The organism is Azospirillum sp. A1-3, assembly GCF_023806445.1.
Taxonomy (GTDB): Bacteria; Pseudomonadota; Alphaproteobacteria; order Azospirillales; family Azospirillaceae; genus Azospirillum.
Map to the genome: position 1 here is coordinate 241290 of NZ_JAMSLU010000007.1, position 20571 is coordinate 261860.

Here is a 20571-nt window from a genome sequence, read left to right on the forward strand (position 1 = left end):
GCACACAGCGTAGCCCGGCCCCAGCCCGATCCTCCGCCTCGCAGGCGGTGTGTTCGGCGGCAGGAGGTGGTCATCGCGCATCTTCGGTAAGGTCAAGTTGCAACACGCGACCCCGACCAAGGACACGACGATGACCGACGACAGAATGGCACTGATCGAGCAAATCCAGAAGAGCACGGACGGCGACTTCCTGCGCTCTGTCGCCGAGCACACGTTGCATCGGCTGATAGACTTCGAGGTTGAGGGGCTGCTCGGCGCCGCTCGCCATGAACGCACCGACACGCGCTCCACCTACCGCAACGGCTCGCGCCCGCGCCAGCTCGACACCCGGCTCGGCACGCTGGACCTGAAGCTCCCCAGGCTGCGCCAGGGCTCCTACTTCCCGGCTTTCCTGGAGCCGCGCAAAACCGCCGAGAAGGCGCTCACCGCCGTCATCCAGGAAGCGTGGATTCAGGGCGTTTCCACGCGCAAGGTCGACGACCTCGTCCAGGCGCTCGGCATGACCGGCATCTCCAAGTCCCAGGTCTCGACGCTGTGCCAGGAAAATTGATGAGCGTGTGCAGTCCTTCCTGGAGCGTCCGCTGGAGGGGGACTGGCCGTACCTCTGGCTGGATGCCACCTACCTGAAGGTCCGCCAGGGCGGCCGCATCGTCGCGATCGCCGCGATAATCGCCACCGGCGTGAATCAGGACAGGCGGCGCGAGATCCTCGGCCTTGGGCTTGGGCAACCGGAGGCGGCGATCTTCTGGATTGAGTTCCTGCGCGGCCTCGTGCGGCGTGGCCTGAAAGGCGTGAAGCTGGTGATCTCTGATGCCCATGAGGGGCTGAAGGCGGCGATCAGCCAGGTGCTGAGCGCCACCTGGCAACGTTGCCGTGTTCATTTTCTCCGCTCGCTGCTCTGCCACGTGCCCAAGGGCCAGCAAACCGTGGTGTCGGCCGCTGTGCGCCAAGTCTTCGTGCAGTCCGACCGCAAGAACGCCGGTGAGGTCTGGCGCCATGTCGCCGATCAGCTGCGGGCACGCTTTTCCAAGGTAGCAGCACTACTCGACGACGCCGAACATGACGTGCTCGGCTACATGGAATATCCCGAGGCGCACCGCACCAAACTACACTCAACCAATCCTCTTGAACGTCTCAACAAGGAGGTCAAACGCCGCACTGATGTTGTTGGTATATTCCCGAACGAACAAAGCGCTCAAAGGCTCGTCGGCGCGATCTTGCTGGAGCAAAACGATGACCGGCAGCTCCAGCATCGTTACCTGACGCTCGAAACCATGGCCGGGATCGCCGCCGCCGATGAGCCCGCCATCACACCGCTCCCCTCAGCAAAGGCGGCCTAACCGACGACGCTCCTGACCACCTTCCAATTTCCACCACCTTGACGGACGTGACCCGGAAGGCCGGAAGCATGAAACCGGCGACGTGACGCATTCGGGGGCTTGACGCTCAATGGCCCATTAGGGAAGTAGTTACTCTTCGGTGCCGCCACCGTGCCGCTCTACCAAGCCCTCGGCTATGGCGTCAATGAGCCGGACTTCTGGATCTACACCTGATCCGAACACCCCGAAATTGGTCAAAGTCCAGGTTAGGACTTTCATAATTTATGATAATGTGTTTTTCTGTTAGAACCTTGTGATGATATCGAGTTGTAGGAAAATGATGAAAGAGATCACCATACAAGTTGGTACGGATAGATTTCTTAAGATGGCCTATCGAGAAGGAACAAGCGACCGCTCGGTAATTGGTCAGATTTGGGCTGAAAAATCTTATGATCTTCTTAAGCTGAGACGTGGAAAAGAATTAGTGGAAATATATAAATCTATTGTTTCTTCGGGTAATAATCCTTTAATAGTTGATGCTGGCGCCAACATTGGAGCTAGCTCCTTGTATTTTTCGGAATTGTACAAAAACTCTCAGGTATTTGCTTTGGAGCCAGAAATAAATAACTTTAATCTACTTAAGCAGAACTCGAAAAGTAAATTAAATATAAAATGTTTGAATGCGGCGTTGTCGTCAAAAGATGGAGAAATGACAGTAATTGATGCTGGCGAAGGAGAATGGGGATTTCAGGCCATCTCAAGCGAAAGCCCTCCTCCTGGGAGAGTTGTTGGGCAGGTAAGATCTCTATCTGTCAACAGTATAATTGAGCAAACAAAAGGGAGTTGCCGCCCATTTATTGCTAAGATTGATATCGAAGGTGGAGAGAAAGATGTGTTCTCCGCCAACACTGAGTGGGTTAATGATTTTCCTCTGATTATAATTGAGCTTCATGATTGGCTCTTCCCCTCGAAGGGTACTTCGTCAACTTTTTTGAAGTGCATATCTAGCCTTGATAGGGACTTTGTTTTCATTGGGGAAAATGTGTTTTCGATAAAGAATGTTTAGACGGGAAAATTCATGAGGGTTGGCGGGTGTAGCGGCATCCGTTGAGCGGCTGTAGGATTTGGAATCTGAAACCAATCCCTGCCACTTACGGAGCGCCCACCCGCCATGGTTGATCATACCTCGCCGCTGCCCGGCCTGTCACCCGTTACTGGAAAGCCGGTGATCGGACGCTTTGATGGTGGCCGCTTGTCCTCCGATGGCGGGCTGCTGGTGCTGCGGGAAATGGCAAAGCGGCTGCGGTTTACCGATCGGGTAGCCGCCTGCATTGAGGACCCGCGCGATCCGACGCGCACTGTGCGCTCGCTGGCCGACATTATCGGCTTCCTGTGGAAGGTGGCCTTGCACGGACGCCGACGGAAGGCTACCCACCAAACGCTTGTGATTGCTTCCGTAATGGGCCGTTGGCAGTCAAGCCTCCGAACACGTCGCGGGACACGACCGGTCACCCCTTGATGCCCTTGGGATAGGTGTTGGCGTCGAGAGCGCTTTCGACGCGCAGCCCGGTTGTCGTGGTGGTCGCGGCGATCAGCTCGACCACGGCCAGGCGGCTGGTCAGCGGCCGGCCGCGCCAGTTCTGCGTGATGTGGCAGAACAGGCGATGTTCGATGCGGTTCCATTTCGAAGTGCCCGGCGGATAATGGCTGACCTGGATGGTCAAGCCGGTCTCGTCGGCCAGCTTCTGCAGTTCCAGCTTCCACAGACGCACCCGTGCGCCGTTGGAGCCGCCGCAGTCGGCGGTGATCGTCAGCCGCTCGGCGGCTGGGTAGCGCTCGCGGCCCATCTTCGCCAGCCAGCCGCGAATGGCATTCACCGCGAACTGGGCGGTGTCGTGGTCGATGCCGACGCTCACCCAGCCGGTGTTGGCGGCGAGATCGTAGACACCGTACGGAACGACTTTGCCGAGTTCCTGGTCGGCGAAGTCGTGGACGTTGACCCGGCGTGGTCGGCCCGCGGGGCGGTAGTCGCTGCCGCCATTGCGGAAATTGCCGATCAGTTCCTTCTTTTTGGTGTCCACAGAGATCACCGGCTGGCCGGCGGCCTGGGCGGCCAGCACGTGCGCGTTGATGTGCGTGAATTGGGCATCGCGGTCGGCATGGTGGGCGCCGTCGTTGGCCTTGCGGTTGGCCTGCCGGCTGTAGCCGAGTTGCGCCAGCAGCGGGCGCACGCTGCTGGCGCTGACCGTGTGCCCCAGCGCGCGCAGCGCCACCGCCAGCTTGGCTTGGCTCTTCGAGACCCAGAGCAGCGGGCGCATCGGATCGCCCAAAGTGACCGGCTCGACCAGGCGCCGCAGGTCGGCAAGCAGCGTCGGCCGCAGATCCGCCAAAGGCCGCCGGCCACTGCCGGGACGCCGCTGCCGGCCGGCGGGCAACGGCGGCTGATCCAACTCCTTCAGCCCACGCCCCAGCGTGCTGCGGGCGAGCCCCGTTGCCCGCGCCACGGCGGCCACGCCGCCATAACCTGCCGCGCGGACTTCGGCCGCGGCAAACAACCGCCGGCCACGCTCATCCAATCGGTCCCGAAGCGCCTCGAAACGGCGCCGGATCGCATCTTCGTCAATCATCGCGCGACCATACCGGCCGCGACAGACTACGAGAATCCTCTATCTCGCTGACAGCGAACCCGATTCACTCATTCCTGCGCGGCTCCTTAATTCTCCATCCTGATCTGGACCGCCCAGACCGCTCAAGGATGGGGGTGCTGATGACCAAGCCACGCACGGTCACCCTTGAGGTCGATTTCGAGCCAGGACGCGGCAGCCAAGGTGCCTTCGAGCACTCATACGAGCGCCTGGTGCCATTGGTCACCAGTGCCGCCCGCCGTGCCTCGCAACCCTCGTCTACGGGGATGTGCCATGACCGCTCCGTTCCCACGATCCCTTCCGCCCGCAGCCCGGCAGCAGGCGGCCATCTACGCCCGGGTCTCCTCCGATCAGCAGGCTGAGCGCCACACCATCGACAGTCAGCTGAGCGAGCTGAACGCCCGCGCCAGACAAGACAACCATGTGGTCGATGATCAATACCTGTTCGTCGACAATGGTTACAGTGGAGCTACTCTGATCCGGCCCGCCCTGGAGCGCTTGCGTGATCTGATCGCCTTGTCGGGCATTGACGTCCTCTACATTCTCGCTCCAGACCGTCTGGCCCGCAGCTACGCTCATCAAGTGCTTCTGATTGAGGAATTCACCCGGGCCAGAACCCAGGTGGTCTTCCTCAATCGTCCGATCACCGACACGCCGGAGGACACTCTGCTCCTGCAAATGCAGGGGATGTTCGCCGAATACGAGCGAACCAAATTGCTGGAGCGCAGCCGCCGTGGCAAGCGACACCGCGCCCAGGCCGGCGCCGTCAGTACGCTGTCGGGCGCACCGTATGGCTATCACTACGTCAGCCGTGATGCCGGTGAGGGCGTCGCGCGCTATGAAGTTGATGAGGACAAGGCCAAGGTGGTGCGCCAGATCTTTGAGTGAGTCGGCGTGGAACGGCTGACCCTTGCGCGGTCTGCCGCCGCTTGTTTGCCGCCGGCGTCCAAAGCCCAAGCGGGAAAACACACTGGAGCCGGGCAATGGTCCACAGCCTGTTGCTGAACCCGGCCTACGCCGGCAAGGCGATCTATGGCCGGCGTCGCAGCGTTCCCTGGCGGGCGCCGCTCCGTCCCCCGCGCGGGCATGACGACTTGCCCAAACGCTCCTGGCGCCAGATCCCGGCGGACCCGGATCAGTACATCACCGTGCCGGTGCCAGCGATCATCAACCACGATCTGTTCACCAGGATCGCGGAGCAACTCGAGGAGAACCGCCAGCGTAACCGTGAACGGTTGTCCGGCGTCCACTATTTGCTGAGCGGTTTGCTCGTTTGCCAGAAGTGCGGCTACAGCTTTACGGGCCATCATCACCGGGCCCAGTGGCGTTATTACCGGTGCTGCGGCACCGATCGCTCGAGGTTCGACGGGCAGTTGCGGGGCACTGCCCGTTTGGTCGCGGCCGAGCCCCTCGAAGCCGCGGTCTGGCGGGAAGTCTGCCGGCTGCTGGAAGACCCAGCACACGTCCTCACGGAATATCAGCGACGCTTGGCCACGGTGCAGGCCAACCCGCCGCAGCATGAACTGGACATGGCCGAGCGCCAGATCAGCAAGCTCCGTTGCGCCCTTGACCGATTGATCGACGGCTACGCCGAAGGCTTCATCGCGCGCGATGAATTCGAGCCCCGGATCACAGCGTTGCGCCAGCGGATCATCACGTTGGAAGCCGAAGCGGTCGCACTGCAAACCGCCGCCGCGCAGGTCCGGTCTCTGCAGTTGGTGATCGGGAAATTGAGCCTCTTTGCGGACATGGTTCGGGATCGGCTAGAGGTCGCGGACTGGGCGACCCAGCGTGATCTCATTCGGACTCTCGTCAAACGTATCGAGGTCGACGACACCACGGTACGAGTGATTTTCCGCATTGAGCCCGGGCCGGACGGTGAGGCCGAACCACCGCGCCATTTACCACATTGTCTAACACGTCACTGTCCTGCACCGGATGTGGGTCGACGGCTCCGACTTCCGCTTCGGCAAGGAGGCCGCCGCCGCGTAAGAACCCAACCGTTACCGGCCGGGTCGCCCAGCGCCCCAGCCGCCCGAGGTCCCGTCGCCGGGACGCGGAGCCCGATGAAGCCGGGTGTTTGCTGGTGACCTCGCTCCTCGGACGGGGATCACGCTCTGTGAGATCGGCTCTCGGGGTCCTTTCTGATCGCATGGTGTGGCGGCCATGTGCCGACCACGGACGGAAGCATGAAACCGGCGACGCGACGTGTTCGGGGGGCTTGACTGCCAACGGCCCATTACGGAAGCAATCACCCCCTGCACACGAACGGCTCGGAAAACGACACCTGCGCCCACGTCACCCGGCGCAAGCTCAGCGGCGGCACCCGCTCCGACCTCCTCAGCCTGATGAAGACCTGTGCCAAGCTCGGCGTCGTCTTCTGGCGTTTCCTTGGCCATCGTCTCGGCGTGCCCGACAGTTCGCACATCGAATACCTGCCCGATCTCATCCGCCAGAGGGCCGCTCACGCATGAACTCCCGCCCTTTTTCCCCTGTTACTTTTCCTCGTCCTAATCAAATTATATACCCCCTGTTTTCTATCTGGAGTTCCTCTAATGGTTTTATCAATCCGGCCCTACCGGTTTCGCTACTCCGCTCCCGTAGCCGCTATTCTAGGAATGACCCTGTTCGTCCTGGGCATCTTGACTTTGCCCGCCCCGGCCTTGGGCGACGCGCCGGTGCTGGAGTTGCCGATCGATTGCCGGATGGGCGAGCGCTGCTTCGTACAGAATTATGTCGACCACGATCCCAGCCCCGACCGCCGCGACTACACCTGCGGCCGGCTGAGCTACGACGGGCACACCGGCACCGACATCCGGCTTCCCGATTATCCGGCCATGCGCCAGGGGGTGGCGGTGCGCGCCGCCGCCACCGGGGTGGTGCGGGCAACCCGTGATGAGATGGACGACATCGACATGCGCGAGGCCGACCCGGCCAGCCTGCGCAACCGCGGCGGCGGCAACACCGTTATCCTCGACCATGGCGACGGCTGGCAAACGATTTATGCCCATCTGCGCCGCGGCAGCGTCGCGGTGAAGCCGGGCGAGCGGGTCGAGGCCGGTCAAACCCTGGCACTGGTCGGCCTGTCGGGCCTGACCATGTTCCCGCACGTGCATTTCGAGGTGCGGCATGGCTCCACCATCATCGACCCCTTCATCGGCGCCAGCGGCAACATCGCGGCCGATTGTCACACCGCCCGCACCCCGCTGTGGAGCGCCACGGCCGCCGAGGCTCTCGCTTACCACGAAAGCGGAGGGCTCAGCGCCGGCTTCGCGGTGGCTCCGCCTGATCCCGAGAAGACCCGCAAAGGCGCTAACCGCGCCGACACGCTGGGCCAGGATGCCGACACCCTGGCTTATTGGGTCGATGTGCTTGGCACCCTGGCCGGCGACGAGGCCTGGTTCCGCATCGTCTCGCCCAAGGGCATAGTGCTGTCCGAGCGGATGACCCGGCTGACCGCCCCTAACGTTTCCTGGTTCGGCTTCAGCGGGGTCAAGCGGCCAGCCGAGGGGTGGATGCCGGGTAGCTACCGTGGCGTCTTCCGCCTGATGCGCGACGGCAAACCGGTGGTGGAGATGGAACGCCGGATTGACATCCGCTGAGGCCAGGGCGATGCCGTCCGCCATCGACCGCCAGCTGGCAGAGATCGACGCCCATTACCAAGCCGGCCGGCTGACCGCCGCTGCTGAGGGCTGTCGTGCCGTGCTGTGCCAAGCCCCTGGACATGCCGGAGCCCTGCACCGGCTGGGCGTCTTGCACCATCTCAGCCAGGAATACGCCACGGCCATCCGCCTATTGGGCGCCGCCGCAGCGGCGGGAAGCCAAGCCGCACATGGCGACCTCGGCGTTGCCTTGATGAAGGTCGGTCAGCCGGACGAGGCGCTGGACCAGTTCCGCACCGCTCATGCGCGTGCTCCCCAGGATGCCCGCGCCACCTATAATCTTGCCATGGCGTTGCTGGCGGCCGGCGCCATCGACGAGGGCTTCAGGCTTTATGAGGCGCGATGGCACCTCAAAGGCCCCACTCCCTGGGTCAAACACTGGGAGCGCTTCTGGGACGGGCGCCCGCTGGCCGGCCAGACGCTGCTGGTCCACGCCGAACAGGGCTTCGGCGACAGCATCCAATTCGCCCGCTACGTCCCACTCGCCGCCGCTCGGGGAGCGCGGGTGGTGCTGGCGGTGCCTGGTGTGCTGCGGCGCCTGATGGCCGGGCTTGAGGGCTGTGCGCAGGTGTTGTCGGAGGGCGAGCGCATCCCGCCCTACGCCGCCCACGCGCCGCTGATGAGCCTGCCGCACCTGCTCGGCACCGCGGCCGACCGCATTCCGGCGGCACTTCCCTATTTGGCGGCACCGGCGATTATACGGCCCCTCTCGGCAGAACCCCTGATTGATACCCGCCTGAAGGTCGGCCTGGTCTGGGCCGGCCGGCCGGAAGATCCGGACGACCGCCATCGCTCCTGCCCGCTGGCGGTGCTCTCACCCCTGCTGGCTCTGCCGGAGGTCCAGTTTCACAGTCTACAGATGGGCCCAGCCGAAGCCGCCCTCGACCAGGTGGCGGGCGGTACGGCGGTGGTGCGGCATGGCGGCGTGTTGGGCGATTTCGCCGACACCGCTGCGGTGATTGCCAGGCTCGACTTGATCATCGCCGTCGACACCGCGGTCGTCCATCTCGCCGGCGCGCTGGGCAAGCCGGCCTGGGTGCTGCTGTCGGCCGATCCCGACTGGCGCTGGATGCGTGGTCGCGAGGACAGCCCCTGGTACCCGACGCACCGGCTGTTCCGCCAGCCGCTGCTCGGGCAATGGGTACTGGTGGTCGAGCGCCTGCGCACCGAGCTCGCCGCCCTCATCCGCCCCGCTTCCACGGCCCTCCCCTGTGAAGGTTGACAGGTGGGCAAAGGGAGGGCCAAGCCGCACACTCGCGCGAATTGGCTCATTTGCGGCCGCGCCCCCTGCGAGTTCTCATCCCCATGCACTCCCTGTCCGCACCGGGCTTTCTGCGACCCGGCGACCCGGCTCCCTGGTTTGTCGCCGAAGCGTCCACCAACCCCCGCTTCCACGCCGACACGCTGGGCGGACGCTACGTTCTGCTGGGATTCCTTGGCTCCGCCGCCAGCGAACCGGCTATGCACGCTTTGGCGGTGCTCAAAGCGCGGCGGCACCTGTTCGATGACGTCACGGCTGCGGTCTTCGTGGTCTCCTCCGACCCGCAGGATCGTGAACGGCTGGCGGTAGGCAATCCCGGCCTGCGCGCCTTTTGGGATCACGACTTGGCGGTCGCCCGGCGTTACGGTGCGGCGGTCATTCGGCGTAGCGGCAGCGGCGATGCTTTGGTCTACCGGCCTCATTGGCTGCTGCTCGACCCGCAGCTGCGGGCGATGGCAACGGCGGGGCTGGACCAGACCGATGCCATGTTGGACATGGTGGCCGGCCTGCCGGAGCTGTCGATGCACGCCGGAACAGAAATCTTAGCACCAGTGTTGATCCTTCCGCGCGTCTTTGAACCTGATTTCTGCCGGACGTTGATTGGTCTCTATGAGAGCCACGGCGGCGGCGAGTCAGGGTTCATGCGCGAAGTCGATGGCAAGACGGTGCCCGTCTTTGACCAGCGCCATAAGCGGCGTTCCGATCACACCCTCAGTGACCAGACGATCCGCGACGCGGCGCGCATGCGCATCGAACGGCGGGTGCTGCCGGAGATCCGCAAGGCCTTCCAGTTCCGCGTCACTCGCACGGAACGCTACATCGTCGCCTGCTACGACGCGGCCAAAGGGGGCCATTTCCGCGCCCATCGCGACAACACCACCAAGGGCACCGCCCACCGCCGCTTTGCCTTGTCGATCAACCTGAATGCCGAGGAGTTCGCCGGAGGAGATTTGTGCTTCCCGGAGTTCGGGTCGCGCCGCTACCGGCCGCCAACCGGCGGAGCAGTGGTCTTCTCCTGCTCGCTGCTGCACGAGGCGACGCCAGTGACCGCCGGCCGGCGCTATGCCTTCCTGCCCTTCCTTTATGACGAGGCCGGTGCGCGCCAGCGGGAAGCCAACAACGGCTTTCTCGGCGAGGGGGTTGGGGCATATCGGGCGGCCGTGTCAGCCGCAGAGCCGGCTCCCTCCCCCAGCATGGTCGCCCCCATGACCGTCGCGGAGGCTGACTCCTCTCTCCTATAATGACGCCACTTTCCTGAAAGCCGCGGGTGGACTGTTCACGCTATGGTGGGTGCCGTTTTCAACCTCCGTCCCCTGATCATCGCCGTCAACATGGCCGCGATTGGGGCGGTGTTCCTATTCGACGCGGTGACGCCGGCCGACAATGTCTCGGTCTGCTTTGCCTACACCATTCCGATTGTGCTGAGCATTCTGGAAAACGGGACGCGTACCGTTGCCTACACCATAAGCGCCCTCGCGTTGACGGTACTGGGATCCTTCATTCAACCGCCAGACGACCGGATCACTCTGGTGTTCGTCGTCAATCGGCTGATCGCCGCCCTCACGCTCTGCATGATGGCGCTGCTGGTGCGCTACCGCCTTGCCATCGAGGCAAGCCTTCAAGCCATGCTGGACCGGCAGCGCCGTTTCATCAGCATGCTGTCGCATGAAATCCGGACGCCGCTGACGGTGATGGACGGACATGCTTACCGCCTGATCAAGCGCGGCCATGCACTGTCCGCTGACGAGGTGCGGAAGCGGGCACAGACAATCCGTACCGCCGCGGCACGGATCGACGGCATCATCACCTCGGTCTCAACCATGAGTGCGATGGGCACGGAGCAGATGACTCCCGCCCTCCAGCCCACAGACCTGCGCGCTTTGCTGGACGGCTTGGCCCAGAGCGCCGGGGAGGATGGCGCCGTGGTCGCGTGTGATCTCGACCGGTTGCCCGCGAGGATCAACGCGGACCCGCAGCTGCTGACCCAGGCTTTCGACAACCTGATCGGCAATGCGATCAAATATGCGCGTCCCATCTCCCAGCTCATGGTGAGCGGGGGGTGTGAGGGCGAAGACGTCGTGGTACGGATAAACGATCGCGGCAACGGCATTGCGCCGTCCGACCTGCCGCAGGTCTTCACCCCCTATTTCCGCGGTGCCAACAGCCGGGGCGTGCCAGGAGCCGGCATCGGTCTCCATCTGGTCGCGTGCATCATCGCCGCCCATGGCGGTACGGTGTCGCTCGACAGCCGGCTGGGGGAGGGCACCACAGCCACCGTCCGCTTGCCGCTCCACGCCTCTTCCACCGCTCTGTGAGCCATGGCTAACACGCCCAAATGCATCTTGTGCATCGAGGATGACCCCGACACCCGTGAGCTGTTGGTGGAGGAGTTGGAGGAGGCTGGCTTTGCCGTTACGGCGGCAGCGGACGGGGTCAACGGCCTGGAGGTGCTGAAGAGGAGCCGCCCGGATCTGATCCTGTGCGACATCGACCTGCCAGGGGTGAGCGGCCTGGATGTGCTGCAGAGCGTCCCCGAACTCGGGTTCGGGATGCGCGCCATCCCATTTGTGCTGCTGACCGCCCACGGCCAACGGGAGAACCAGCTGGCCGCCCGCCGGCTGGGCTGCGACGAATACATCGTTAAGCCAATCGACTTCGAGCTGCTGGTCGAGGTCATCCACAACCGCATTGCCCGCAGTCCCGTGTCCATGCGGTCGGACATTCATCTGACCGAGCGAGAGCGCGAGGCGTTGACTTGGTCAGCACGCGGCAAATCCTCCGCGGACATGGCGGCCCTGATGAGGGTGAGTGAGCGGACGGTGAATTTTCACATCGACAACGCCATCCGCAAGTTGGGTGTGGCCACCCGCATCCAGGCGGCGGTCAAGGCCTCTCTCCTCGGCTTGGTCAACGGGTTGGACTGAGACAGCTGAGCTCGCCTACCGACATGTGGCGATCCTGCACTGGCTCATTATGTAATCGGCCAGGAAGCCACGACCAGTAATGACAAGAGGGACGCCATGACATTCGTGGAAATAGACATCGACGCAGAAGTAATGTATCGAGCACCAGCGCGAATAGCCAAACACTAGCGGGAAAAGAAAAAGAAACGCCTATCCCGATCCTAAAGGATTTGGTTTGCAGCGCTAGAAATTTGGATGCAAGTTGTTCCGCGTTACCGCAGACCAATGAGACACCCGCACTGTTTGCCAAACTTGAGCGGCTGGCGACAACGGTTCAGCTCGCCGTGCTGAAAGCCACCGGACACCATTGGGAGAACCTCGCCGTCGCCCAAGGGCTGTCCTAGGAAGCGGCCGCTGCCGGCGGCCGTGCCTGATCGTGCCTGATCGTGCCACTGAGCAGCTGCGCGAGCTGATCTGTAACGGTGAGCGCCTCGTCCAGGCCAGCGGTGACCATCTGCGGCAACTCCATCGCCTGCTGGATTTCACCTTCCCCAAGGTCAAGCACCCTGTCACCCTGCTGGACAGGGCGTTCGCCATCTGGACCATCGCCAAACAGCGGCTGCGGTGTACCTGGCCGCCTTCGCCACCTCAGGAGACGACTGTCTGATCAGAAACTTTTGATTGTACATCCGAGCCATGGCGAACCATCGCTGGACAGGATCGCACAGATCAAGGCCACGGCCGCCGTAAGGCGGGCGCGCGTCAATGCTGACCTTGAGCTGGGGCACCAATCCGGCGACAATCCGCTCTTCCCCTTCACAACCATCACGGCATCTAACAGGCTGCTGAAAAACACCCTTCCCGGCGCGGCATGGTTGTGATTCGCTTTCCTTGCGGTGGTCAGGTGAGGTCACGGGTATGCGCGGACGGCAGTCGCATCAGGGCGGGATGTTCAGCTACGTGTCTCTGGAGGAGCGGGTTCCGGCCAAGCATCCGTTGCGGGCGATCCGGGCAGTGGTCGATGAGGTGCTGGCCGGCATGGATACGGCGTTCGCCGGACTTTACGCCAGCACCGGACGGCCGTCGATCCCGCCCGAACAGGTGCTCAAGGCGCTGCTGCTGCAAGCCTTTTACTCGATCCGCTCGGAGCGTCAACTCGCCGAGCAGATTGACTTCAATCTGCTGTTCCGCTGGTTCGTCGGCCTGGACGTGGACGATCCGGTCTGGCACCCGACAGTGTTCACCAAGAACCGCGACCGCCTGCTCGCCGGCGACGTGGCCGGCACTTTCCTCGGTTGCATATTTCGGCGGAAAGCACCCAGCGGGAACGGCGGAAAGCGCCCGGGCAGAACGGTGAAAGCGCCCAGCCGTTTCGGTGAATTCGCCCACCCGTAGGGGTGGTGGTGTCGGGGTCCGAACCAGCCTTTGGCATCCCCATGATCTTTCCACGGCACAGGCCAAGGAGGATCGGGATGCCCCGAGCGAGGTCGGACATGCGGCGGATCAGAGAAGTCCTTCGTCTGCGGGATGAGTTTGGCGCCAGCCAACGGCAGATTGCCGATGCCTGCCGGCTGCCGCGCAGCACCGTGCGCGATTACCTGGATCGGCTACGGGCCTCCGGGCTGCGGTACGCGGATGTGCTGGGCTGGACGGACGTCGAGTTGGAAGAGCGGCTGTTCCCGCCTCCGGTCACGTCGGCGCGCCCGGTGCCCGAGTGGCGGCACATCAGCCATGAACTCAGCCGCCGTGGCGTAACGCTGCGGCTGCTGTGGGAGGAATACCTGGAGGTCCATCCCGGCGGCTATCGCTACACCCAATTCGTCCAGCACTTTCGGGCATGGCAGGGTGCCCATGCCGAGATCGTGTCCCTGGCCGTGGTGTAGGAGCGGAGAGGCGCTCATGGTCTCCGGGTGGTCTGGCCGGGATTGTCAGGCGGCCACAGCGGGCAGGCTGACGAGGGGATCATCGCCGAGTGGGGCGATGGTTTCCAGCGTCATGTAGCGCGCCCTCTGGACAGCCCATTCGTCGTTCTGTTCCAAGAGGATGGCACCAATGAGGCGCGTAATCGCCTCCTCGTTCGGAAATATGCCGACAACCTCGGTGCGTCGCTTGATCTCGCCGTTGAGACGTTCAATCGGGTTTGTCGAGTGGAGCTTGGCCCGATGCTCCTTGGGAAAGGTCATGAAGGCCAGGACGTCTTCCTCCGCCTCGTCCATCAGGTCGGCTAGCTTCGGCAGCTTTGGACGGACCTGATCAGCCACTTGCCGCCACTGCGTTCGGGCGGATGCCGCATCGTCCTGTGCGAAAGCAGTGGCGATGAAGGCCGCCACGACGCGCCGGCCGCTTTTGCCGGCATGGGCAAGCGCCGTCCTGGAAAAATGCACCCGGCACCTTTGCCACGTCGCCTGGAAGACGCGGGTGACCGCCGCCTTGATGCCGCCATGGGCGTCGGAGATCACCAGCTTGACGCCGCTCAGCCCCCGGCGTTTTAGCTTGCGCAGGAACTCGATCCAGAAGGTCTCGGCCTCCGACGGGCCGATGTCCATGCCCAGGACCTCGCGGCGGCCGTCGGTGTTGACCGCCACCGCGATGGTGACGGCCACCGAGACGATGCGCCCGTTCTGGCGGACCTTCACGTAGGTGGCGTCCAGCCACAGGTAGGGCCAATCGCCTTCGATGGGACGGCCAAGAAAGGTCTTCACCCGTTCGTCGATCTCCTCGCACAGCCGGCTGACCTGGCTCTTGGAGATGCCCGACATCCCCATGGCCTGGACCAGATCGTCGACCGAGCGGGTCGAGATGCCCTGGATGTAGGCCTCCTGGATCACCGCGGTGAGCGCCTTCTCGGCCATCCGCCGCGGCTCCAAAAAGCCGGGGAAGTAAGACCCCTTGCGCAGCTTGGGAATGCGCAACTCAACAGTGCCGGCGCGGGTCTCCCAGTCGCGATCCCGGTAGCCGTTACGCTGGACGAGCCGCTCGGCAGACCGCTCGCCATGACCGGCCCCGGTCAGGCCCTGCACCTCCAGTTCCATCAGCCGTTCGGCGGCGAAGCCGATCATCTCACGCAGAACATCGGCATCCGCGCCCTTCTCAAGCATCGCGCGAAGCGCCATCATCTCGTCGGTCATCGTGGTCACCCTCGGTCGAGGTTGTGTTGTGGTGACCAGACTCTACCGAAGAACCACGATGACCGCCCGCTGTGGATAACCGGCCCGCCTACGCCAGCCATGGGAGGGCGCTGCGGCGGGCCGGTTCCCCACAGCTCCTACACCACCCCGTGGGGCACGACCCCATGCCGAGCCGCGTCTGCGCCGGGAGCATCGGCCGGGGGCGGCGATCGAGGTCGATTACGCCGGGATGACGCTGAGCGTCGGGCTCGGCGCCGAGGCGCGGCAGGCCCAGGTATTTGTCGCCTGTCTGCCGTATTCGGGCTACGTCTATGCCGAGGCGACCTGGACCCAGCAGGCCGAGGAGTGGCTGGCCTCCCACGTCCGGCTGTTCGAACATCTGGGCGGCGTGCCGGGCAAGCTGGTGCCGGACAATCTCAAGGTCGGCGTCAGCCACGCCTCCTTCTACGATCCGGCGATCAACCCGGCTTATCACGATCTCGCCCGGCACTACCGTACTGCCGTCTTGCCGGCCCGGGTGCGGCGCCCACGCGATAAGCCCAGCGCCGAGAACGGTGTGCAGCAGGTCGAGCGGCGGGTGCTGGCCCCGTTGCGCGATACGCCCTTCGCCACGTTGGACGCTGCCAACGCAGCCTTGCGCGACAAGCTGGCCGCCCTCAACGCCGCTCCCTTGAGCCGCAGGCCACAGGACACGCGCTCTGGCCTGTTCGCCACCGAGGAGAAGCCGACCCTGCGCCCCTTGCCGCCAGAACGCTTCGTGCCCGGCACCTGGGCTCGCCACAAGGTGCCGCCCGACTATCATCTCGCCCTCGACGGCGGCGTCTACTCCGTGCCCCACACGCTGATCGGCAAGACGGTCGACGTACACAGCACTGCCGGCGTGATCAGCGTCTTCCTGCGCGGCAAGCGGATGGCCTGCCATGTCCGGCGGCAGGATGGCGCCACCGTGACGCTGGACGCCCATCGCCCCGCCAACCACCGGGCCGTCGCCCGCTTCACCCCCGACGCCATCCAGGCCGACTTGGCCGCCATCGGCCCGGCCGCCGCGTTGCTGTTCGCGCGCATCTTGGCCGGCGCCGATCATCCCGAACAGGCGGTGCGGGCCGGGATCGGCCTGATCCGCCTGGCGGCCACCCATGGCACCGACCGGCTGGAGCAAGCCTGCCAAGCGGCGCTGGAGGCCAACGTCGGATCCTACCGCTACGTCCAGCGCTGGTTAGCGGCGCCCCCCGCCACGGCGGCGGACCCGGCCGGTGCCGGCGAGCACGCCAATCTGCGCGGCCCTTCCTACTATCACTGACGGAGACATGATGATGAAGCACGTCAACCACGAGCGGTTGCGCCAGCTGCGTCTGTACGGCATGGCCAAAGGGCTGGAGGCCCTGGAGCGCCTGCCCGACCGCGGCCAACTGGCCTTCGACGAGCAGTTGGGCACCTTGATCGAACGCGAGGCGGCGGAGCGGGCCAACACCGCGCTCGCCAGCCGACTGAAACGCGCCCGGCTGCGCCAGACTGCCTGCCTGGAGGACCTCGACCTGCGCACCCCGCGTGGGCTCGATCGCGGTATTGTGCGCGAGCTGGCCACCGGGCGTTGGGTAAAGGAGAACCGGCCGGTTCTGATCACCGGCCCGACCGGGATCGGCAAGACCTGGCTGGCCTGTGCACTCGGCAACCAGGCGGCGCGGGAAGGCCACAGCGTCCTCTACACCCGGCTGACCCGCCTGCTGGACGATCTGGCCACCGCCCGCCTGGACGGTTCGCTCGCCCGGCTGTTGCGACGGATCGCCCGGCTCGACCTGTTGATCCTGGACGACTGGGCGATGACCGAGCTGACCGCGGCTCAGCGCCTGGACCTGATGGAGGTGATCGACGACCGCCACGACCGGGCCGCAACCATGCTGGCCACCCAAGTTCCCGTGGCCAACTGGCATCGGCTCATCGGCGATGCCACCTACGCCGACGCCATCCTCGACCGCCTTGTGCACCGGGCCTACCGCATCGACCTGCATGGCGACTCCATGCGCCGCACCAAGGCCGATGCCGCCAGCGAAACCCCCGATACCTAACGCCGGTGCTTGGCAACCAAACCCACAACCTTCATAACGTAAATCCAGGGTTCGGCCCCGGCACCCACCAGCTTTCAATTCGGGTGGGCGGTTTCGCCGAAACGGTGGGCGCTTTCAACCGAAACGCCTGGGCGAATTCGCCGAAATACGCACTCGGTGCCGTGGTTGCGCACGCCAAGGTCAAAGGCTTGCTGTCGGACGAGCACTTCTCGGTGGACGGGACGTTGATCGAAGCCTGGGCCAGCGTGAAGAGTTTCCGTCCGAAGGACGCGAGCGACGAGCCGCCGGGGCCCGGACGCAACGGCGAACGGAACTTCCACGGCGAGCGGCGCAGCAACGACACGCACACCAGTCTGACCGATCCCGAAGCCAAGCTGTTCCGCAAGGGGCGCGGCAAGGAGGCCAAGCTCAGCTTCATGGGGCACGTGCTGATGGAGAACCGCAACGGCCTGGTGGTTGGAGCGACGCTCACGCAGGCCAGCGGCACCGCCGAGCGGAGCGCCGCGCTCGACCTGATCGGCGCCATGGAAGGCCGGCACCGTATCACGGTGGGCGCCGACAAGGGCTACGACACGGCGGATTTCGTCGCCGACCTACGGACGCTGAAGGCGACGCCGCACGTGGCGCAGAACACGTCGGGGCGGCGTTCTCGCATCGACGCGCGCACCACCCGGCATTCCGGCTACGAGGTGAGCCAACGCTGCCGCAAGCGCATCGAGGAGGTATTCGGCTGGATCAAGACGGTGGCCGGTCATCGCAAGAGCCGCTTCCGCGGCATCGCCCGGGTGGGTTGGGCCTTTACCTTCGCCACGGCAGCCTACAACCTGATCCGGCTGCCCAAGCTGCTGGCTACGGCGCCATGACGGCGGCGCGACGCTGCAAGGTGCTCGGCAAGTGGCGCCTCATCGAAGCCGACCAGTGGGACCGTGCATATCTCGATCTGGTCGAGCCGGCCTACATCCGCTTCGACGTCGACGGCCGCGGCGAGATGGTGTTCGGCGCCCTTCAAGCCGGCCTGGAGTGCGAGACTGGCGTCAGCACCATCTTCTTCGATTTCGAGGGCAGCGACGAGATGACACCTATCCGCGGCACCGGCACGGTCGAATTGGCCGAGGATGGGAGCCTCGAGGTTGAAATCAGCATCCACCACGGCGACGAGATCCAGCTCAAGGCTCACCGCTGGTAGTTTTTCAGCAGCCTGCTCTCATGTTCGCAGTCAAGGATTTTGGCAATGGGCTACCATCCCTGGTTAAGCCCAGATGCTGAAACTTAGTGGATGCCCACGGCAGGAGGCGGGGCCAAAGACGACGGTTGAGCAAGCTCTCATGCGCGGGTTGGATACCGCATGACCGTGGTTTCGTCCTGGGGCTGCCTCGGTCTAAGTGGCGAGCGTCGACAAGGTCGGCTCATAACAGAGGACGAAGATTCCCCACCGCGCCCCGCCTCCAGCCGTAGGCACCGCAATGTCTGATCAGCGCGGTGTCAGACCGCCGGGGCCAGTTGCACCTGCCGAGCAATCGCCCATAGGAAGCCTACCATCTCCCGCGCGATAGCGGTTGTCACGACGACCCTGGCCTTGCCTGCGGCCGCCAGACGACGGAAACGGGCGCATAGCCGAACCTGAGCCTTCCAGGCGATGTCGCGGATGGCTTTGGGCAGGTTTTCAAGACGGTCGTGCAGTTTGCGGCTAACACGCGCCTGCATACGGTAAGTCCACGCACCTTCGATGAGCACTCGCCGGGCCAAGGCATTCCCGGCCTTGGTGATGCCACCGCGTCGCACAGTGGTGCCGCTGGAATGCTCGGACGGCACCAAGCCCAGATAGGCCATCAGCTGGCGGGGATTGTTGAACCGGGTGAAATCACCGACCTCGGCAACCACAGTCACGGCGACGATAAAAGCGACGCCGCGCATAGCCTGCACCGCTTCCACCACCGGCGCCATCGACCATTGTGGCAGCATATCCTCTATCTGGCGTGTCAAACGTTCAACCCGTGCCTCAGCGTCAGTGATGGCGTGAATGTAGTCTTGCAGCACCACCTGCTGAGCAGGGTGGTCAAAACGCACAGTGGTCAACCAACGGCGATAGGCCAAGGTCCACCCCCGCTTACCGGCGTAGACACGGCCGTGCCGCAGCAGAAAGCCTTGCAGATGTTGGCGCGCCTTGCCGAGCACCCGAACCGCTGTGGCCCTTGCTCGGATCAGGTCACGAACGGCCTCGTGTGCACTATCCGGTACCCAGACCGCTGTGAGGTCTCCAGCGCGATGCAGCTTTGCCAACATCACCGCGTCGCGACGATCGGTCTTTATCCGGTCACCAGGTTTCATCGGGATCAAAGACGGCGCCACCACGATGCAATCATGTCCCAAGTCAGTCAGTTGCCGGTGCAGGCCATAGCCACAGGGACCAGCCTCATAGCAGAAACTCAGCCGCCGGCCACCCTTGGCCAGCTTTTCCGCCAGCTTCGCGATGTGCTCGGGCTTGTGGCAAACGTTTCCCAGTTGTCGCACCTCACCGCCCCGCATGCCTTCCGCAACCGCTACGGCCACCGTCGCTTTGTGGACATCCAGCCCCACGTAGATGGTATCGTTCATCAGGCCCGCCCTCCATGTCTGAGGCTCGGCGCCGGCCAGTCCGGCGCAACCCTCGATTGGGGCATGTCGCAGGGCGGGCCGCCACTCCTTTCAGGCTGCGAACATATGGCCTAAGCGTCACCATGGGGCAGTTCCGGTGTGGAGCTTGTGCTGACAGCGAGGGTCCGTCGTCCGGGCCATCATCACCGTCCTGGTCTGTGGCGACGTTCGCAGCTTGGAGGCTGAGGCCATGTCACCGGTTCCTTTTTTCCAACGGGTTGAGCAGGTCGGCGTGCTCTGTCTGGTGGAGCCGATTGACGGCGCTGCGACGGCCGATCTTGGCGATGCGGCCCTTTGCAGTCATGTTGCCGCGCGGCTTGTCAGCCTTCTCGGGCCCGACCTGGCCGTTGCGACCCTTGTCCCCAATGATCCACGCATTGCTGCTCAGAACAGCTTGCTGGTTCTGGTCCATGCCACGCTGCGCCCAGCCTGCGATCACCGGCTGCTGGCGCTTGCCGCCACCTTGGAGCGGACCGGCACCGACAGTGCGCCGCCCTTTTTTGTGACACCGCCTCAGGCTGTGGTGGTGGAGGGCGGTCTCGACGACACCATCCTGGATGCAGCGCTCGACCGCCTGCTCGAACCGCTGGCGCGTGCACTACGGGCCAACTGCTGACGGTGGTTTGGAGTCTTGTCGCAGGGGGGCTCCGTCAGCTGCCCTTATGTCGCGGGCCAGAGGGAATGCGGCTGTGCTGACAACCATCAGGGGGTCGGTTCGAGAGTGCCGCCGACGGCGGCCCATGACGCTTGCCGACGGGAGTGGTCAGCTTTTTTACTGGTAAGTCTTGCCGCGGCTGTGGTGTGGCGTCGGTGCGGCTTGCAACATGCGACGCCAAGCTGAGACGCCAAGCGCGACAGAGCTGGTTCCCAAAGGCCGGCGAGCTTCCGCCGGCAGCGTGATCATGTGGAGCAAGGTGTCACAAGGATGAGGGATCACCTCAGCCTTGCTATTG

The 20571-nt window shown here is 64.2% G+C and carries 15 protein-coding genes and 6 pseudogenes; 18 read left to right on the plus strand and 3 right to left on the minus strand.

All coding sequences use genetic code 11. From position 1 onward, the window contains the following. The first annotated feature begins 130 nt into the window (after positions 1–130). The 3 genes and pseudogenes from M5E06_RS31655 (at position 131) to M5E06_RS35720 (ending at position 2838) form a co-directional block, all read left to right on the plus strand. A pseudogene (locus M5E06_RS31655) lies at positions 131–1340 on the plus strand (IS256 family transposase). A 316-nt stretch (positions 1341–1656) separates the two neighbouring features. Continuing rightward, positions 1657–2385 (plus strand): FkbM family methyltransferase, encoded by a 729-nt coding sequence (locus tag M5E06_RS31660; RefSeq protein WP_252141642.1) that lies wholly within the window; start codon positions 1657–1659, stop codon positions 2383–2385. A 105-nt stretch (positions 2386–2490) separates the two neighbouring features. Next, complete coding sequence (locus M5E06_RS35720; RefSeq protein WP_286209078.1) at positions 2491–2838, plus strand: transposase; 348 nt, start codon at positions 2491–2493, stop codon at positions 2836–2838. On the opposite strand, the pseudogene M5E06_RS31670 reads toward M5E06_RS35720, so the two are convergent. Then, positions 2834–3946, minus strand: a pseudogene (locus tag M5E06_RS31670) (ISAzo13 family transposase); the annotation flags it as partial. The gene M5E06_RS35720 and the pseudogene M5E06_RS31670 overlap by 5 nt on opposite strands. Before the next feature lie 291 nt (positions 3947–4237). On the opposite strand from M5E06_RS31670, the gene M5E06_RS31675 reads away from it, so the two are divergent. The 10 genes and pseudogenes from M5E06_RS31675 to M5E06_RS31720 all read left to right on the plus strand — a co-directional run. Beyond that, positions 4238–4852: a recombinase family protein gene (locus tag M5E06_RS31675; RefSeq protein ID WP_252141643.1), complete on the plus strand. Its 615-nt coding sequence runs from the start codon at positions 4238–4240 to the stop codon at positions 4850–4852. Continuing rightward, a complete protein-coding gene (locus M5E06_RS31680; protein ID WP_252141644.1) occupies positions 4849–6054 on the plus strand; it encodes a recombinase family protein in 1206 nt (401 codons plus the stop codon). The genes M5E06_RS31675 and M5E06_RS31680 overlap by 4 nt, the downstream gene beginning before the upstream one ends. A gap of 528 nt (positions 6055–6582) precedes the next feature. Continuing rightward, entirely contained in the window at positions 6583–7566 is a 984-nt protein-coding gene (locus M5E06_RS31685; protein WP_252141645.1) for a M23 family metallopeptidase, read from the plus strand. Between the two features lie 10 nt (positions 7567–7576). Next, on the plus strand, positions 7577–8848 hold the full coding sequence (locus M5E06_RS31690) for a glycosyltransferase family 9 protein (protein ID WP_252141646.1): 1272 nt from the start codon (positions 7577–7579) through the stop codon (positions 8846–8848). 50 nt (positions 8849–8898) lie between these two features. Beyond that, on the plus strand, positions 8899–10128 hold the full coding sequence (locus M5E06_RS31695) for a 2OG-Fe(II) oxygenase (protein WP_252141647.1): 1230 nt from the start codon (positions 8899–8901) through the stop codon (positions 10126–10128). 42 nt (positions 10129–10170) lie between these two features. After that, the gene (locus M5E06_RS31700) at positions 10171–11202 is read left to right on the plus strand and encodes a sensor histidine kinase (RefSeq protein WP_252141648.1); all 1032 of its coding nucleotides are present in this window, start codon (positions 10171–10173) and stop codon (positions 11200–11202) included. A gap of 3 nt (positions 11203–11205) precedes the next feature. After that, entirely contained in the window at positions 11206–11811 is a 606-nt protein-coding gene (locus M5E06_RS31705) for a response regulator transcription factor (protein WP_252141649.1), read from the plus strand. A 415-nt stretch (positions 11812–12226) separates the two neighbouring features. Further along, positions 12227–12457 (plus strand): hypothetical protein, encoded by a 231-nt coding sequence (locus M5E06_RS31710; RefSeq protein ID WP_252141650.1) that lies wholly within the window; start codon positions 12227–12229, stop codon positions 12455–12457. A 251-nt stretch (positions 12458–12708) separates the two neighbouring features. Beyond that, a pseudogene (locus tag M5E06_RS31715) lies at positions 12709–13083 on the plus strand (transposase); the annotation flags it as partial. Positions 13084–13262: 179 nt separating this feature from the next. Further along, a pseudogene (locus M5E06_RS31720) lies at positions 13263–13649 on the plus strand (helix-turn-helix domain-containing protein); the annotation flags it as partial. A gap of 69 nt (positions 13650–13718) precedes the next feature. On the opposite strand, the gene M5E06_RS31725 reads toward M5E06_RS31720, so the two are convergent. Further along, on the minus strand, positions 13719–14918 hold the full coding sequence (locus M5E06_RS31725) for an IS256 family transposase (protein WP_252136941.1): 1200 nt from the start codon (positions 14916–14918) through the stop codon (positions 13719–13721). Positions 14919–15081: 163 nt separating this feature from the next. Between M5E06_RS31725 and istA the strand changes: the two are divergent. The 4 genes and pseudogenes from istA to M5E06_RS31745 form a co-directional block, all read left to right on the plus strand. Next, positions 15082–16218 (plus strand): annotated as a pseudogene (istA, locus tag M5E06_RS31730) (IS21 family transposase); the annotation flags it as partial. 10 nt (positions 16219–16228) lie between these two features. Continuing rightward, on the plus strand, positions 16229–16984 hold the full coding sequence (gene istB, locus M5E06_RS31735; protein WP_252141889.1) for an IS21-like element ISAzs2 family helper ATPase IstB: 756 nt from the start codon (positions 16229–16231) through the stop codon (positions 16982–16984). A gap of 152 nt (positions 16985–17136) precedes the next feature. Continuing rightward, positions 17137–17847 (plus strand): annotated as a pseudogene (locus M5E06_RS31740) (IS5 family transposase); the annotation flags it as partial. Then, on the plus strand, positions 17844–18170 hold the full coding sequence (locus M5E06_RS31745) for a hypothetical protein (RefSeq protein WP_252139120.1): 327 nt from the start codon (positions 17844–17846) through the stop codon (positions 18168–18170). The pseudogene M5E06_RS31740 and the gene M5E06_RS31745, both read left to right, overlap by 4 nt. Before the next feature lie 296 nt (positions 18171–18466). Here the strand turns inward: M5E06_RS31745 and M5E06_RS31750 are convergent, their stop codons facing one another. Further along, positions 18467–19579, minus strand: coding sequence for an IS110 family RNA-guided transposase (locus M5E06_RS31750; protein WP_252141651.1), 1113 nt, complete (start codon positions 19577–19579; stop codon positions 18467–18469). Positions 19580–19808: 229 nt separating this feature from the next. Between M5E06_RS31750 and M5E06_RS31755 the strand changes: the two genes are divergently transcribed. Further along, positions 19809–20234: a hypothetical protein gene (locus tag M5E06_RS31755; RefSeq protein WP_252141652.1), complete on the plus strand. Its 426-nt coding sequence runs from the start codon at positions 19809–19811 to the stop codon at positions 20232–20234. Positions 20235–20571: the final 337 nt, after the last annotated feature.

What these genes read in the sequence shown, in the direction of transcription:
- M5E06_RS31745 (WP_252139120.1), top strand. Translation starts at nt 17,844, where the DNA reads ATGACGGCGGCGCGACGCTGCAAGGTGCTCGGCAAGTGGCGCCTCATC.
- M5E06_RS31675 (WP_252141643.1), top strand. Translation starts at nt 4,238, where the DNA reads ATGACCGCTCCGTTCCCACGATCCCTTCCGCCCGCAGCCCGGCAGCAG.
- M5E06_RS31755 (WP_252141652.1), top strand. Translation starts at nt 19,809, where the DNA reads ATGTCACCGGTTCCTTTTTTCCAACGGGTTGAGCAGGTCGGCGTGCTC.
- istB (WP_252141889.1), top strand. Translation starts at nt 16,229, where the DNA reads ATGATGAAGCACGTCAACCACGAGCGGTTGCGCCAGCTGCGTCTGTAC.
- M5E06_RS31700 (WP_252141648.1), top strand. Translation starts at nt 10,171, where the DNA reads ATGGTGGGTGCCGTTTTCAACCTCCGTCCCCTGATCATCGCCGTCAAC.
- M5E06_RS31685 (WP_252141645.1), top strand. Translation starts at nt 6,583, where the DNA reads ATGACCCTGTTCGTCCTGGGCATCTTGACTTTGCCCGCCCCGGCCTTG.
- M5E06_RS35720 (WP_286209078.1), top strand. Translation starts at nt 2,491, where the DNA reads ATGGTTGATCATACCTCGCCGCTGCCCGGCCTGTCACCCGTTACTGGA.
- M5E06_RS31725 (WP_252136941.1), bottom strand. Translation starts at nt 14,918, where the DNA reads ATGACCGACGAGATGATGGCGCTTCGCGCGATGCTTGAGAAGGGCGCG.
- M5E06_RS31660 (WP_252141642.1), top strand. Translation starts at nt 1,657, where the DNA reads ATGATGAAAGAGATCACCATACAAGTTGGTACGGATAGATTTCTTAAG.
- M5E06_RS31750 (WP_252141651.1), bottom strand. Translation starts at nt 19,579, where the DNA reads ATGAACGATACCATCTACGTGGGGCTGGATGTCCACAAAGCGACGGTG.
- M5E06_RS31705 (WP_252141649.1), top strand. Translation starts at nt 11,206, where the DNA reads ATGGCTAACACGCCCAAATGCATCTTGTGCATCGAGGATGACCCCGAC.
- M5E06_RS31690 (WP_252141646.1), top strand. Translation starts at nt 7,577, where the DNA reads ATGCCGTCCGCCATCGACCGCCAGCTGGCAGAGATCGACGCCCATTAC.